This window comes from Enterobacter sp. BNK-34 (genome assembly GCF_048684445.1).
Taxonomy (GTDB): Bacteria; Pseudomonadota; Gammaproteobacteria; order Enterobacterales; family Enterobacteriaceae; genus Enterobacter; species Enterobacter pseudoroggenkampii.
Genome location: NZ_JBLQUA010000001.1, coordinates 1,618,613 through 1,633,335, shown reverse-complemented (window position 1 = coordinate 1,633,335; position 14,723 = coordinate 1,618,613). Strand labels below are relative to the sequence as shown.

16 protein-coding genes are annotated in these 14,723 nt (G+C 56.0%); 7 read left to right on the top strand and 9 right to left on the bottom strand.

Going from position 1 to position 14,723, the window contains the following annotated elements:
• Positions 1–396: a 30S ribosomal protein S6 gene (rpsF, locus tag ACMGG5_RS08015; protein ID WP_014068637.1), complete on the bottom strand. Its 396-nt coding sequence runs from the start codon at positions 394–396 to the stop codon at positions 1–3.
• A 341-nt stretch (positions 397–737) separates the two neighbouring features.
• Between rpsF and yjfY the strand changes: the two genes are divergently transcribed.
• On the top strand, positions 738–1,013 hold the full coding sequence (gene yjfY, locus ACMGG5_RS08010) for a DUF1471 family protein YjfY (protein WP_048989487.1): 276 nt from the start codon (positions 738–740) through the stop codon (positions 1,011–1,013).
• Positions 1,014–1,154: 141 nt separating this feature from the next.
• On the opposite strand, the gene ACMGG5_RS08005 is transcribed toward yjfY, so the two are convergent.
• Genes ACMGG5_RS08005 through ulaA form a run of 6 tightly spaced genes read right to left on the bottom strand, consistent with a single transcriptional unit; the run spans position 1,155 to position 5,562 of the window.
• Positions 1,155–1,841, bottom strand: coding sequence for an L-ribulose-5-phosphate 4-epimerase (locus tag ACMGG5_RS08005; RefSeq protein ID WP_061716089.1), 687 nt, complete (start codon positions 1,839–1,841; stop codon positions 1,155–1,157).
• A complete protein-coding gene (locus ACMGG5_RS08000; RefSeq protein ID WP_157188508.1) occupies positions 1,834–2,694 on the bottom strand; it encodes an L-ribulose-5-phosphate 3-epimerase in 861 nt (286 codons plus the stop codon). Before ACMGG5_RS08000 ends, ACMGG5_RS08005 begins: the two co-directional genes overlap by 8 nt.
• Before the next feature lie 9 nt (positions 2,695–2,703).
• Positions 2,704–3,354 (bottom strand): 3-keto-L-gulonate-6-phosphate decarboxylase UlaD, encoded by a 651-nt coding sequence (ulaD, locus tag ACMGG5_RS07995; RefSeq protein ID WP_023334265.1) that lies wholly within the window; start codon positions 3,352–3,354, stop codon positions 2,704–2,706.
• Positions 3,355–3,366: 12 nt separating this feature from the next.
• Complete coding sequence (gene ulaC / locus ACMGG5_RS07990) at positions 3,367–3,834, bottom strand: PTS ascorbate transporter subunit IIA (RefSeq protein ID WP_024907321.1); 468 nt, start codon at positions 3,832–3,834, stop codon at positions 3,367–3,369.
• Positions 3,835–3,843: 9 nt separating this feature from the next.
• Positions 3,844–4,149, bottom strand: coding sequence for a PTS ascorbate transporter subunit IIB (gene ulaB / locus ACMGG5_RS07985; RefSeq protein WP_003856022.1), 306 nt, complete (start codon positions 4,147–4,149; stop codon positions 3,844–3,846).
• Positions 4,150–4,161: 12 nt separating this feature from the next.
• A complete protein-coding gene (gene ulaA / locus ACMGG5_RS07980) occupies positions 4,162–5,562 on the bottom strand; it encodes a PTS ascorbate transporter subunit IIC (RefSeq protein ID WP_024907322.1) in 1,401 nt (466 codons plus the stop codon).
• A gap of 358 nt (positions 5,563–5,920) precedes the next feature.
• On the opposite strand from ulaA, the gene ulaG reads away from it, so the two are divergent.
• The gene (gene ulaG / locus ACMGG5_RS07975; RefSeq protein ID WP_420277690.1) at positions 5,921–6,985 is read left to right on the top strand and encodes an L-ascorbate 6-phosphate lactonase; all 1,065 of its coding nucleotides are present in this window, start codon (positions 5,921–5,923) and stop codon (positions 6,983–6,985) included.
• Between the two features lie 110 nt (positions 6,986–7,095).
• Positions 7,096–7,851: an HTH-type transcriptional regulator UlaR gene (gene ulaR, locus ACMGG5_RS07970; RefSeq protein WP_061716091.1), complete on the top strand. Its 756-nt coding sequence runs from the start codon at positions 7,096–7,098 to the stop codon at positions 7,849–7,851.
• Here the strand turns inward: ulaR and yjfP are convergent.
• A complete protein-coding gene (yjfP, locus tag ACMGG5_RS07965; protein ID WP_420277689.1) occupies positions 7,848–8,570 on the bottom strand; it encodes an esterase in 723 nt (240 codons plus the stop codon). The genes ulaR and yjfP overlap by 4 nt on opposite strands.
• Before the next feature lie 137 nt (positions 8,571–8,707).
• On the opposite strand from yjfP, the gene bsmA reads away from it, so the two are divergent.
• The 3 genes from bsmA (at position 8,708) to ACMGG5_RS07950 (ending at position 11,565) form a co-directional block, all read left to right on the top strand.
• Positions 8,708–9,037, top strand: a complete 330-nt coding sequence (gene bsmA / locus ACMGG5_RS07960; RefSeq protein ID WP_024907326.1) for a biofilm peroxide resistance protein BsmA — start codon at positions 8,708–8,710, stop codon at positions 9,035–9,037.
• Between the two features lie 136 nt (positions 9,038–9,173).
• The gene (gene yjfN, locus ACMGG5_RS07955) at positions 9,174–9,461 is read left to right on the top strand and encodes a DUF1471 family protease activator YjfN (protein WP_032645202.1); all 288 of its coding nucleotides are present in this window, start codon (positions 9,174–9,176) and stop codon (positions 9,459–9,461) included.
• Between the two features lie 172 nt (positions 9,462–9,633).
• Positions 9,634–11,565, top strand: a complete 1,932-nt coding sequence (locus ACMGG5_RS07950) for a methyl-accepting chemotaxis protein (protein ID WP_370884145.1) — start codon at positions 9,634–9,636, stop codon at positions 11,563–11,565.
• Here the strand turns inward: ACMGG5_RS07950 and ACMGG5_RS07945 are convergent.
• Positions 11,562–13,184 (bottom strand): isovaleryl-CoA dehydrogenase, encoded by a 1,623-nt coding sequence (locus ACMGG5_RS07945; protein ID WP_290094338.1) that lies wholly within the window; start codon positions 13,182–13,184, stop codon positions 11,562–11,564. The genes ACMGG5_RS07950 and ACMGG5_RS07945 overlap by 4 nt on opposite strands.
• A gap of 193 nt (positions 13,185–13,377) precedes the next feature.
• On the opposite strand from ACMGG5_RS07945, the gene ACMGG5_RS07940 reads away from it, so the two are divergent.
• The gene (locus ACMGG5_RS07940) at positions 13,378–14,652 is read left to right on the top strand and encodes an MFS transporter (RefSeq protein WP_420277688.1); all 1,275 of its coding nucleotides are present in this window, start codon (positions 13,378–13,380) and stop codon (positions 14,650–14,652) included.
• Positions 14,653–14,723: the final 71 nt, after the last annotated feature.

Genomic DNA, 14,723 nt, shown 5'->3' with positions numbered 1-14,723 from the left:
TTACTCTTCAGAATCCCCAGCATCAGAATCATCTGCGGTTTCGTTTGCGAAATCATCGCGACGCTCACGGCGCTCGTCTTTCGCTTTAACCATCGGAGATGCTTCGGTAACTGCGTTTTTGGTACGCATAACCATGCTGCGGATAACGGCATCGTTGAAGCGGAAGGTGGTTTCCAGCTCATCGATCACTTCCTGCGGCGCTTCAACGTTCATCAGAACGTAGTGTGCTTTGTGCAGTTTGTTGATCGGGTAAGCCAGCTGACGGCGGCCCCAGTCTTCCAGACGGTGGATCGTACCTTCTGCACCAGTGATGGCAGCAGAGTAACGCTCGATCATACCCGGAACCTGTTCGCTCTGGTCAGGATGGACCATAAAAACGATTTCGTAATGACGCATCGAATTGCTCCTTACGGATTATTCAGCCTCCTGTCTGGGTCAGCCGAGGCCCGGGGAGGCAAGGAACGTGTTAAAGGTCGGCTGAAAAATTGACGCGTCATAATACTTGCGCGCCCCTGGAAACTCAAGCTGATTGCACAAATAATTCGCACAAAGCGCGAAGCGGGTCTAAGTGGGTGATTTAAAATTGGTCACACCCGGAAGCGTTGTTTTTTTGAACAACTGCATCAGAAATGGTCACGCATCCCCGCCGGATGAGTGATTACACTTTAATCAGAGATCACCTGAATTAAAGAAGGAGCATCCCCCCTCTCGCAGCACGCAGTCGTGGAGCGCATATCATGAAAAAAATCGCATTAGCCATAGTGGCGGCGCTTTTGCTCAGTGCAAACGCGATGGCAGCCATCAAGATAGACAGCCGACAGGCCAGAAACATGGATGATGTGCAAAGCTTGGGCGTCATTTACATCAATCATAATTTCGCCACGGAAAGTGAAGCAGATCAGGCCCTTAATGAAGAAACCGATGCGCAGGGCGCAACCTATTACCACGTGATGTTAACCCGTGAGCCCGGCAGCAACGGCAACATGCACGCCAGTGCAGATATTTACCGATAACGCATTAACGCTAGCACCAGGAAAGCCAACAACGAGAACATAGCCATAGTTGACGTTGCCCCCTGCCCGGGGGCTTTTTTTTGTGAATGGCTCCGGAATACCACCGGTTACAACTGTTTTTAGGTATTCCAGAGCGCTTATTCACTTCTGCCCGTAGTAGGCATTCGGGCCGTGCTTGCGCATGAAATGCTTGTTCATCAGGTAATCATCAATGCCCTGAAGCTGTGGGTTGATGCCACGGGCAATCCACGCCATGCGTGCCACCTCCTCCATGACGACCGCATTATGGACGGCGTCGTGGGCATCTTTTCCCCAGGCGAACGGGCCGTGCTGATAGACCACAATACCCGGCGTATGCAGCGGCTCACATTCTCCCAGCGTATCGATAATCACCTTTCCGGTGTTGAGCTCGTATTCACCTTCCACTTCATCCTGCGTTAATGCCCGCGTGCAGGGGATGTCGCCAAAGAAGTAGTCCGCGTGGGTCGTGCCCAGCGCCGGGATGGGCAGCCCGGCCTGGGCCCAGGCCGTCGCGTGCGTGGAGTGGGTATGCACCACGCCGCCAAGGGACGGATAGCGCTGGTACAGCGCCAGATGGGTTGCGGTATCTGAAGAGGGACGCCATTTTCCCTCCACGACGTTTCCGTCGAGATCCACCACCACCATATCGTCTGCTTTCATGGTGTCGTACGCCACACCGCTCGGCTTAATCACGATCAGTCCCTGCTCGCGGTCGATAGCGCTGACGTTCCCCCAGGTGAAGGTGACCAGGCCATAGCGCGGCAGATCCATATTGGCTTCAAAGACCTGCTGTTTAAGCTTAAGCATGTTCAGCCTCCAGCAACCCTGCCCGCGCCATACGTTCGCGCACCCAGTCCCGCGCCTTCGCCACTTCCGCTGCCGGGTTGTCCGACGTCTCACTCCACATCTCAATCAGGTAAGGCCCGCAATAGCCTGTCTCTTTGAGCGTTTCGAAGCACCGTTCAAAATCCACCACCCCGGTGCCGAACGGTACGTTTTTAAACACGCCAGGACGGGTATCTTTGACGTGCACCGCCACGATATGCCCCATGCCCGCCTGCAGCTCCATCTGCACGTCGTTATCCCATGCTGACAGGTTGCCGATATCGGGATAAAGCTGGAACCACGGGTTATTCAGATAATGCGCGTAGCCCAGCGCCTTGCTGATGGAGTTCATCAGGGGGTAGTCCATGATCTCCATCGCCAGCGTGACCTGTGCACGGCTTGCCATCTCAACGCTCTCTTTCAGGCCGTCACGGAAACGACGGCGCGTTTCATCGTTGGCTTCCTGATAGTAAACGTCATAACCCGCCAGCTGGATCACGCGGATACCGACATCCTGCGCAAAGCGAATGGCTTTACGCATGATCTCCAGCCCCTGCGCGCGTACGGCATCGTCTTCGCTGCCGAGCGGAAAACGACGGTGGGCGCTCAGGCACATGGACGGCACGCGCACGCCCGTTTCAGCAACGGCGCTCACCAGCGCCAGGCGCTGTTCGCGGCTCCAGTCGAGGCGAGAGAGACGCTCGTCCGTCTCATCCACGGACATTTCGACAAAATCGAAGCCCAGCTGTTTTGCCAGCTGTAACCGCTCCAGCCAGCACTCCCCCACAGGGAGTGCCTTTTCATAGATGCCAAGCGGAACCTGTTTTGACAACATACCCGCTCCTTAGCCCCAAAGCTGAGCGATTGAGCGTTTGAACTGACGCGCCGCTTCCACCGGAGACGCCGCATCACGAATGCTGCGACCGGCAATAAAGACGTGAATCGGAATGCCCTGGAACAGCGGCAGATCTTCCAGCGCCAGACCGCCGGTGACGGTGACTTTAAAGCCCATATCGGCCAGACGTTTGATCGCGCTGATATCCGCTTCGCCCCACGCCACCCCTGCGGCCTGCGCGTCGCGGCTACGGTGGTACACCACCTGCTGAATGCCCGCATCGCGCCACTCCTGCGCCTGCTCCCAGGTCCAGAAACCGGTCAACTCAATCTGCACGTCGCCGTTAAACTCTTTTGCCACGTCCAGCGCGCCTTTGGCGGTGTTGATATCCGCACAGCAGATCACGGTGACCCAGTCAGCATTCGCTTCAAAGCACATGCGGGAGAGGATTTTGCCTGCGTCGGCAATTTTGGCATCTGCCAGCACGATTTTATGCGGATAGAGCGCCTTCAGATCGCGAACGGCGCGCACGCCCTCGCCTACGCAGAGAATGGTGCCGACTTCGATGATATCCACTTCTTCCGCGATCAGGCGGGTGGTTTCGTAAGCGTGGGACAGAGTTTGGTTATCCAGCGCAACCTGCAACATGGGTAATGACATGTTCAATTCCTCTTAGACTGCCGCCGCAGTGGCGTTATCAATTAAATCCAGCACGTCCTGCTCGGTACGGCAGGCGCGTAAACGGTCGAAATTAGCTTCGTCATCAAACAGATTGACGATCTGCATGATGCCCACCTCCTGGTGGGTGTTAGCATCGACCGCGGCCATGGTGATCAGGATGTCGACCGGGTCGTTATCTTCGTGGTTGAACACCAGCGGCGTTTTCAGCGTCACCAGCGCGAAGCCGGTTTTCTTCACGCCCTCTTCAGGACGCCCATGCGGCATTGCCAGCCCTGGCGCTATCACAAAGTAAGGGCCGTGCTGCGCGACGCCATCAAGAATGGCCTGGTAGTAACGCGGCTCGACAACGTCAGCCTTAACCAGCAGATCCACGCTCAGCTTCACCGCTTCCTGCCAGGTGCTGGCCTCAGCCTGTAAAAGGATGGAGTTATTCTCTGCCAGCGAATCACGTAGTTTCATGTGGCGTCCTTACTTCACGTCTTGTGGGAAGTGCTCTTTAATCACTTCCAGCAGTTTTGGTCCGAAATCCGCAGGCGAAAGCATGTTGCGCACGCCTACCACATATTTATTGCCCGACACGCTAATTTCGCCGGCGATATGGGTAGAGGCGATGATGATGTCCGCGCCGTTGAGTTCACTTTTGTATTCACCCACCGCGCAGCTGTTCACCGTGTGGTCGATGTTGGACTGGGTTAAAAACTGGTCCACTTTCATCTTCATGATCATGGAGCTGCCTTGCCCATTGCCACACACAGCCAGGATACGTACGGTCATAATTGAAACTCCTTAATGAGCAGAGACTTCTGCTGTTTGTTTTTCCGCATCTTCTTCAGCTCGCAGCGAACGGCCAGCGAAGAACATATAAGCCAGAGCAATCAGGATGATGACGGCCATAAAGACCACCCCGACGGAGGCAAAGCCCTGCATCATCGGCGGTGCCAGAATTGACCAGTCCGCCATGCCCATCCAGGCACTCATACCGGTGAGCTTCACCGCCCACACGCAACCAAAGATTTCCACCATGCCCATGACCAGGCAGATCTTGAGCGCCGCGCGCCAGCCGCCGAAGTGGTTAGCGAAGACGCCGATGGTGGCGTTGGAGAAGAACATCGGGATAAAGCCAGGAATAATCAGGATTGAGGAGCCGCAGCCGACCAGGATGCCCACCGCAATCAGCTGGCCGATGGTGCCCCACATAAAGCCCCAGACCACCGCGTTTGGCGCGAAGCTGTAGATAGCGGCACAGTCAATCGCCAGCACCGCGCCTGGGATCAGGCGCTGGGAAATACCGTTGAAGGCTTCCGACAGTTCGGCGACGAACATACGCACGCCCTGAGTGATGATGAAAATGGCCACTGCGAAAGAGAAACCGGTCTGCAGGATATAAACCGTCCAGTGCGTTTTACCCGCCATCGCCTGAACAACGTCAATACCGAAGGAGAGCAGAATGGCGCCGAAGAAGATGGTCATCACAATCGCGGTTGAAACGATGTTGTCGTGGAAAATATTCAGCCAGCCCGGCAGCTTGAGGTCTTCAACGCTCTCTTCTTTTTTACCCAGGTACGGCGCAACTTTATAGGCAATCCAGGAGGCAAACTGCTGCTGATGGCCGATGGAGAAACCGCAGCCGTCAGTCACTTCCTGGGTTGGCTTGTACATCATGTTGGAGGTGATACCCCAGTAGAGCGAGACCAGCACCGCGGTGCAGATAATCGTGGTCCACATTGGGTAGCCGAAGATATAGAGAGAAACCGCGATCAGCCCCGCCTGCTGGAACATGATGTGGCCGGTGAGCATGATGGTGCGAATGCCGGTAATACGGCGTAGCAGAACGTAGATGATGTTCAGCGCCAGGGCGAGCAGTACCGCATACCCCACCCAGCTATAGGCATCACCCATGCGTTCAATGGTCGCCATCATTGAGGCGTATGTGTCAGAGATGGCACCGTTGATGCCATACACTTCCGACATTTTGGCGACGACCGGCTTAAAGGTGCTGGTCAGAATGCCAGACCCCGCCTGCAACAGCATGAAACCGATAATGGTTTTGATGGTGCCTTTAATAATCACGCTGACGCTTTTGCGCAGCAGGATATAACCCAGACACGTCACGATACCCAGCAGCAGCGGGGCGTTGGTCATTACCTGATTAAAGAACACGGTAAAGACGTTGTAGAGGATCTCCATAACTCTCTCCAGAAATGAGAACACGAGGGGCAATCCCTGTGTGGTTGGTGCCATCACTCTATTAATCACAAATAATCACCACAAGATTGCATTTGATTATTTGTGACGTATCACGCAATTTATTTCCATGGTGTTAGTAATGATTTTCACTACCGTACATGAAAAATAAATTAACCTTTATAATTCATGCAATTAATGATTGATACTGGATAGTCTAACAAGGAATAAGTGCAGAGTACGTGAAGTTGCGCAGATAAAATTCCGCATTTTTGCCATTGCAAAGCGCATCAAATGGTGCCAGCATTAATCACAACAAATCACCATGTGATTACTTTTGATTAAACCAGGAGTCAAAACGATGAGTAAAGTGAACACCATCACCCGTGAGTCATGGATTATGAGCACCTTCCCGGAGTGGGGCAGCTGGCTGAATGAAGAGATCGAGCAGGAACAGGTTGCTCCTGGCACGTTTGCAATGTGGTGGCTGGGCTGTACCGGTATCTGGCTGAAATCAGAAGGTGGTGCCAACATCTGCGTCGATTTCTGGTGCGGCACCGGCAAGCAGAGCCACGGCAACCCGCTGATGAAAAAAGGCCATCAGATGCAGCGCATGGCGGGCGTAGAAAAACTGCAGCCGAACCTGCGTACCACACCGTTTGTGCTCGATCCGTTTGCCATTCGCCAGATCGACGCCGTCCTTTCTACTCACGATCACAACGATCATATCGACGTGAACGTGGCGGCTGCGGTGATGCAAAACTGTGCTGACGATGTGCCGTTTATCGGGCCACAGACCTGCGTGGATCTGTGGATCGGCTGGGGCGTGCCGAAAGAGCGCTGCATCGTGATGAAGCCTGGGGACTTGGTGAAAATTAAAGATATTGAAATTCACGCGCTGGACGCCTTTGACCGTACAGCACTGATCACCCTGCCTGCCGATCAGAAAGCCGCGGGTGTACTGCCGGACGGTATGGATGAGCGCGCGGTTAACTATCTGTTTAAAACCCCTGGCGGCTCCCTGTACCACAGCGGCGACTCTCACTACTCCAACTACTACGCGAAGCACGGTAACGAGCACCAGATTGACGTGGCGCTGGGCTCCTACGGCGAGAACCCGCGCGGTATTACCGACAAAATGACCAGCGCCGACATGCTGCGCATGGCGGAAGCGCTGAATACCAAAGTGGTGATTCCGTTCCACCACGATATCTGGTCAAACTTCCAGGCCGATCCGCAGGAGATCCGCGTGCTGTGGGAAATGAAAAAAGACCGCCTGAAGTATGGCTTCAAGCCGTTCATCTGGCAGGTCGGCGGCAAGTTCACCTGGCCACTGGACAAAGATAATTTCGAATATCACTACCCACGTGGTTTCGATGATTGCTTCACCATTGAGCCAGACCTGCCGTTCAAGTCCTTCCTCTGATTGTGCAGCCGCATCGCCAGACATGATGTCTGGCGATGTCATATTTCTTTTAGTAATTTCACGCTATTTCAAATATCATCTTTTCAAATCAATTCTTATCGGAATAGCTCATGACGGAAGCGCAACGGCATCAAATTCTCCTGGAACTCCTGGCGCAAACCGGGTTTATCACCGTCGAGAAAGTGATCGAACGTTTAGGCATCTCCCCGGCAACGGCGCGGCGGGATATCAACAAGCTGGATGAAAGCGGCAAGCTGAAAAAGGTCCGCAACGGCGCGGAAGCGATCAGCCAGCAGCGCCCTCGCTGGTCTCCGATGAATATTCATCAGGCGCAGAATCATGATGAAAAAGTGCGGATTGCCAGAGCCGCATCGCAGCTGGTGAATCCCGGCGAGAGCGTGGTCATCAACTGCGGCTCCACGGCGTTTCTGCTGGGCCGTGAAATGTGCGGCAAGCCGGTGCAAATCATCACCAACTACTTACCGCTCGCCAACTATCTCATCGACCAGGAGCATGAGAGCGTGGTGATCATGGGCGGGCAGTACAACAAAAGCCAGTCCATCACCCTTAGCCCTCAGGACAGCGAAAACAGTCTCTATGCCGGGCACTGGATGTTTACCAGCGGCAAAGGCCTGACGGCAGATGGCCTGTATAAAACCGATATGCTGACCGCGATGGCGGAGCAAAACATGCTTAACGTTGTGGGCAAGCTCGTTGTGCTGGTCGACAGCAGCAAAGTGGGCGAGCGCGCAGGGATGTTATTCAGCCGTGCCGAACAGATCGACATGGTGATCACCGGCAAAGGCGCCAACCCTGAGATCCTCCAGAGGCTGGAAGATCAGGGCGTAAAAGTGCTGCGCGTTTAAAGGTGCTGGCGGAAAAACGCTACCGTGGCATCCAGCGCCGTTGGCGTGATGCGGTGGCGGACGCCCGGTTCCCACAGACAGGTCAGATTACCGTCCAGTCCTGCATTCATTAACGCCTGCTGCAGGCGGAAGGTTCCCTCGGGCGGGACCACATCATCCGCGTCACCGTGCCACAGCAGCAGCGGGCGATCGGCCAGGCGCGGCAATGCCCGGGTCACTTCCCACTCTTCGAGCGTCGCGGTGATTTCCGCTAAATCCTGAGGGGGAAAGAGCGTCTTCGCCAGCGACGTAAAATAGCCCGAGCCCATCAGGCAGGCGACAGACTTCACTTCAGGATGATGCGTCATAATCCCCAGCGCCGTCATACCGCCCATCGACGCTCCAGCCACGGCCAGACGATTGTCGGCCACCAGCCCTGCCTCATACAGCGCATCGCGCAGCCCGGCAAACTCGGTCAGACTCCCGTGCAGAATGTGCCAGAACTGCCCAAGACGCGCCTGTTCGTTACCCAAAAAGCGTGCGCCGTGGTCGGGTGCATCCGGCATCACCACGCGGAAACCCGCCTGCGCCAGCGCGACCGCAAAATAACTGTAAACCATCTTCGATGAGGTAAACCCATGATAAAAAACCACAACAGGCAGCGGTTTATCACGTTTACCCGCTGGCATCGCGTGTAAAATTTCATGGTCGCCGAGGTGGCGTATTTCAATTTCAATCATTGTCGACCCTGTGCGAATGTATGATTCATAATGTTGAGAACTGGGTTACGCTTTCACGTCATTTTCATTCGAAATATACGTCCCAGATAACACTTCGGGAACATTCCCCCAAAACTAAATTCACAGACAACTACACTATGGCTATCAGGAAACGAGATATGGTTATGCGCAGGTTTGCTGCTTTATTGCTGGTGTTTCTGCTCAGTGGCTGTAGCGCGCTGCAGGGAACGCCGCAACCCGCTCCACCGGTCGCCGATCATCCACAGGAGATTCGTCGTAATCAGACGGAAGGATTACAACGAATGGGCACCATCTCCGCGCTGGTTCGCGGCTCTCCGGATGACGCAGAAGCGGCAATAAAAGCACAGGCCGTCGCCGCCAAAGCAGATTATTACGTCATCATTATGATCGACGAAACCATCATAACGGGACAGTGGTATTCACAGGCCATTTTGTACCGGAAATAATGGTTTACCTTTGAACGAGATTTACACTGCTTTGCGTCCATAGACATTTTCCTGTCCACAATAAACTCCATGCCCGCGTCAATGGAAGGGAGTTTATTTGCGAAGGATTGCCCGGCGGATACCGGATATATGTGAAATGGAGCTGACGATGAAACGAACTCTTGCTTTGACCTCACTGTTGCTCTCAGCAGGCCTGCTGAGCACCACCGCGCAGTCAGCAGAATTCGCCAGTGCTGATTGTGTGACTGGCCTGAATGAAATTGGCCAGATCTCCGTGAATAATATCTCGGGGAGCCCGCAAGACGTTGAACGTGTCGTGGCATTAAAGGCCGATGAGCAGGGTGCTTCATGGTATCGCATCATCCAGATGCAGGAAGATAACCATATCGACCACTGGCGGGTACAGGCCATTCTCTACGTGTAATCTCCCTCCTGATAAAAGCCACTTATTTTTAGTGGCTTTTCGTTTTTGCAAATTTTTTATTTTATAAAAAACAAATCAAGAACAATAAAATAACATTTTGTTACATTAAATCAGTAAACGTAATCCCCGCTCTGCCGTTGAAGAACCATACCTTTTCAATGATGAGCAATTTATGATCAACATTTTTCGCCGCGCAGGCCTGGGTGCGAAGCTGTCACTGCTTACCGGCGTCAGTGTCGCCACGCTGTTTCTGCTTTTCACTTTTCTGCTCAGTCAAAAAGCCAGCCAGCAGCTTGAAGCCCTTGCGGTAGAAGATCTGCATAATCAGTCCACCGGCATGGTCGACATGGTGCAGATGTTTAACACCAGCCTGAGTGAAGAGGTTGAGAGCTATACCCGTCTGTTCACCACCTTTTTACCGCAGCCCCTGAACATTGATGCTTCCCAAACCCAGACAATTAACGGGCTCAGCGTTCCGCTTCTGAAAGGCGGAGATACCGGGCTGCATGAAAACAACACGCTTTCGGACGCGTTCCTGAACCGCACGGGAGCCATTTCGACGCTGTTTGTACGCAGCGGTAACGACTTTGTTCGCGTAGCCACTTCCCTGCGTAAAGAGAACGGCGAGCGGGCAATGGGTACCGTTCTGGATAACGCCAGCCCGGCCTTTGCCGCCGTCAACAAAGGTGAAGTCTACCGCGGCCTGGCGCTGCTGTTTGGCAAACGCTACATCACCCAGTACCAGCCGGTTAAAAACGCCGAAGGACAGGTCATTGCGATCGTCTTTGTCGGGGTGGACATCACCCACTCCTGGAACGTCATGCGTGAGAAAATCCTCAACCGCCGCCTGGGCGAGAGCGGTCACTTCTTCGTGCTGGATCGCAGCAACGGCAAAACGCGCGGGCAATACCTTTTCCACGCCAGCGAAGAGGGAAAACTGCCGAAGTGGGACGGCACGACGCAGCAACAGCTTCTGAGTGATAAACCCGGCACGCTGGAGCGCGTAAGCGACGACGGCCGCACGCTGAAAATGGCTTATACCCCGCTGCCAGGCTGGAACTGGACTATTGTGGGTGAAGTGGATAAATCGGTGCTGCTCTCAAGCGTCACCGCCATGCGCGACGGTTTCCTCCTCGCCGGTACGGCCTTATCCATCCTGTTTGCTGGCCTGTTTGTAGTCCTGATTCGCCGGGTGCTGACCCGACCACTGCGCAATGTGATCCATCTTGCCCGGCAATATGCCGCAGGGGATCTCCGTTCCAGCCTGCCCGTGACGCGTCAGGACGAAGTCGGCCAGCTGATCGACGCCATCAACGGCATCGGTGGCGGCCTGCAAAAAATTGTCCTGCAGGTCCGCGAGGCCGCAGGCGAAATCCATTCAGGTACCAACGCGCTGGCCGCCGATACCGGCGAGATTTCAGAGCAGATCAACAAGCAGGCCAGCAGCGTGGAAGAGACCTCCGCCAGCATGGAGCAGCTGGCCGCCACCGTGCAGCAAAATGCCGCCAACATGGAGCAAACGCAGCAGCTGGTGGGTGAAACCTCGCTCGCGGTTCATCAGGGCGGTGAGACGGTCACCCACGCGGTGTCGACCATGGACGACATTCGCGAAGCGTCAAAACGCATCGCAGACATCACGCGCGTGATCGAGTCCATTGCTTTTCAGACCAATATCCTGGCGCTGAATGCGGCAGTGGAAGCGGCCCGCGCGGGCGAGCATGGAAAAGGGTTTGCGGTCGTCGCGCAGGAAGTTCGCGCCCTGGCGGGACGCAGCGCTAACGCGGTGAAGGAGATTGAACAGCTGATTGGCGATACGCTCAGAAAAGTGAGTGAGGGCCATGCGCTGTCTGAACAGACGCGCCTGGCGATGGATGACATCATCATTCATATCGATAACATCAGCCAGCTGGTCACCGAGATTAATCATGCCTCACGCGAGCAGTCCGCCGGGATCGGTCAGGTGAACCTCGCCATGACCCACATTGGCGAAGCGTCGCATATCAATGCCGATCGCATCTCACGCAGCGAACAAACGGCTCAAACGCTGCGCGAGAAGGGTTCACACCTGGCTCAACTGGTGAGTCTGTTCCAGCTAAAAGGCTAGCCGACTCTGCCCGTCGCACGCAGCAGCAGGTCACTTTGCACCTGCTCGCTCATCACCGTTCCGCCACGGGTATCCAGCATCATGCGGCACCACGCCTGCGCCACCGGGGGCGACGCGTGCCGCAGCATTTCGCTCCCGGCACTCAGCAAGAAAAGCTGCTGGGCGATCTCCCGCCCCTGCGCCTCCTGCGGTTTACGCAGTTTTTGCTGAAGCTGTCGCCAGCTGCGGTCGAAGTGTCTGTCCTGCCCTTTGACCTGTGCAAACTCATCGGCAAGCCGATCGTGTATACCCGGCTGCTTCGCCAGCACGCGCAGCACGTCCAGGCACATGATGTTACCGGACCCTTCCCAGATGCTGTTCACCGGCATCTCGCGATACAGGCGGGGAAGTTCGCTCTCCTCGCAGTACCCGACTCCCCCCAGCACCTCCATCGCTTCAGCCACAAACGGGATGCCCGCTTTGCACACGCTAAATTTCGCGGCCGGGGTAAACAGCCGTGCCCATGCCGCCTCCTGCGGATCCGCGCGTTTATCCCACGCCCGCGCCAGGCGGAACAGCAGCGCCGTTTGTCCCTCCAGCACCAGCGCCATCCGGCTTAACACTTCGCGCATGAGCGGCTGATCGATAAGATTTTTGCCGAAGGTCTGGCGCTGATGCGCATGGTACAGCGCCACCGACAGCGCCCGACGCATCAGTCCGTGGCTGCCCAGCGCGCAGTCAAAGCGCGTCAGGCCGCCCATTTTGAGGATCTGCCGTACCCCTTCGCCTTCTTCCCCCAGCAGCCAGCCGGAGGCATCAAGGAATTCCACCTCGCTGCTGGCGTTGGAGCGGTTCCCGAGCTTGTCCTTAAGGCGCTCCAGCCGGACGGCGTTGCGCTGCCCGTCAGGTAAAAAGCGCGGCACAAAAAAGCAGGATAGTCCGCCCTTCGCCTGCGCCAGCACGAGATGCGCATCGCTTTGCGGGACGGAGAAAAACCATTTATGTCCCACCAGCCTATAACTGCCGTCGCTGCATTTTTCCGCCCTGGTGGTGTTGCTGAGCACGTCAGAGCCGCCCTGCTTTTCCGTCATCCCCATACCGATCAGCAGGCCGCGCTTTTGCGCGCCGGGCGCAAGATGAGGATCGTAGCGATCGCTGAGCAGCGGCGTCAGCCAGTCGTGAAAGGGTTTGGGGAGCGCCTGCTGCAGGAGCGGTGTCGCGGCAAACGTCATGGTGACAGGGCACAGCGTGCCCGCCTCCACCTGAGCATGAAGCACAAAGCGTGCGGCCCGCGCGACAAACGCCCCTTTACGCGCCTCCTCTTCCCACGCCAGGTTATGCACGCGGTTGGCACACAGGCCCTGCATCAGCAGGTGCCATGCCGGGTGAAAGCGGACGTCATCCAGCCGCTCTCCGGTGGCGTCATAGCGGAGTAGCTCCGGCGGATTCACGTTCGCCAGCCTGCCCAGCTCCAGCGATTCCGCCGTACCCAGCTGCTGACCAATGCTGGCGAGGAGTTCGATATCCCACTCGGCCCCTTCACGCGCGACCGCATCGCGCAGGGCGCAGTCCGAGAGGAAAAGGTTACTGTTGGAAAGCGGTGCAGGTTGATTGAAAACGGTATGGGTCTGCCAGTGCATGCTGTCTCCCTCCTTCAGTGGCAATGACGATAAGTATGGACAGACCGCGCACACGCTGCATGGGAGGGGAGTCACACGTTCACGATCCCGCTGATATCATTCGTGAAATAGCTCACAGAACATAAGAATAAACTATTTCATGACTTCGCTTTTGTTGAATAATTTATTCTTACCCTTTTCAGTGAGGATCGTTATGCAACCGGATGCGCACAAGCGAGCATTAATTGCCGGCTCCATTGGTAACTTTATCGAGTGGTATGAGTTTGCGGTCTACGGTTTTCTGGCGACCGTCATTGCGAAAAACTTCTTCCAGCTTGAAGGGGAAGCGGGGCTCACCAGCCTGATCCTCACCTACGCCTCGTTTGCCATCGCCTTCTTCTTCCGCCCGCTGGGTGCGGTGGTGTTTGGCCGCATCGGCGACCGGATTGGCCGTAAGCCGACGCTCATTATTGTGCTGGTGCTGATGACGCTCGCTACCGCCGCCATCGGCATTGTGCCGGTCTATGCCAGCATCGGGATTGCCGCGCCGCTCATTATTACGCTGCTGCGCATCCTGCAGGGACTGTTCGCGGGGGGTGAGTACGGCGGTGCGGTCTCGCTGATGACGGAGTTTGCCCCGCGCGGCAAGCGTGGGCTCTATGGCGCGTGGCAGTCCTTTACCGTGGCGCTGGGGCTGTTAGCGGGTGCAGGCATCGTGGCGCTGCTCTCTGCCCTCCTCACGCCGGAAGCCCTGCACTACTGGGGCTGGCGTATTCCGTTCTTCCTGGCGCTGCCCATGGGCGTCGTTGCGCTGTGGCTTCGTGTCAGTATGGAAGAGACACCCAGCTTTGTGCAGCAGCAGGATAAACCGGTTGTCGCTCAGGCAGATACTGCCGCCACGCTCCGGGCCATCGCGATGGGGATTGGGCGCGTAATGGTCTGGTCTGCGGCGGGGTACACTTACCTGGTGATTATGCCGACCTATCTGCAGTCGGCGCTGCACACCGGGTTTAACCAGGCGCTGCTTATAGCGGTGATTTCGAATATTGGTTTTGCACTCACCATCATTCCGTCGGGGATCCTGAGCGACCGGATCGGGCGCCGCACGGTGATGATTATCGCCACCGCGCTGCTGCTGATCCTCGCCCTGCCGCTGCTGAAAATTCTTCAGGCAGAGTCGAGTACGCTGGCGGTGAAGGCTGTTGTGGTGTTGATTGCGGGCGGTCTGGTGGGCATGCTGGCGGGGCCAGGCCCGGCAATGCTATCTGAGATGTTCCCGACGCGCGTGCGCTATACGGGACTGGGGCTGGCCTACTCGTTGTCGAATGCGATTTTCTCGGGATGCGCAGGGCTGATTATTACCGGGCTGATTAAGCAGACGGGCAACCTGGATATTCCGGCGTATTACGTAATGGCGACGGCGGTAGTGAGTATTTTCGCGCTGATGACGCTAAGGAAGGATGACCATTTGCGGTCGTTAGAGGAGTGAGTTTGTCACCGTCTGGTGCCCTCACCCCGGCCCTCTCCCACGGGGAGAGGGAGAAAACACAAAAGGCCGTC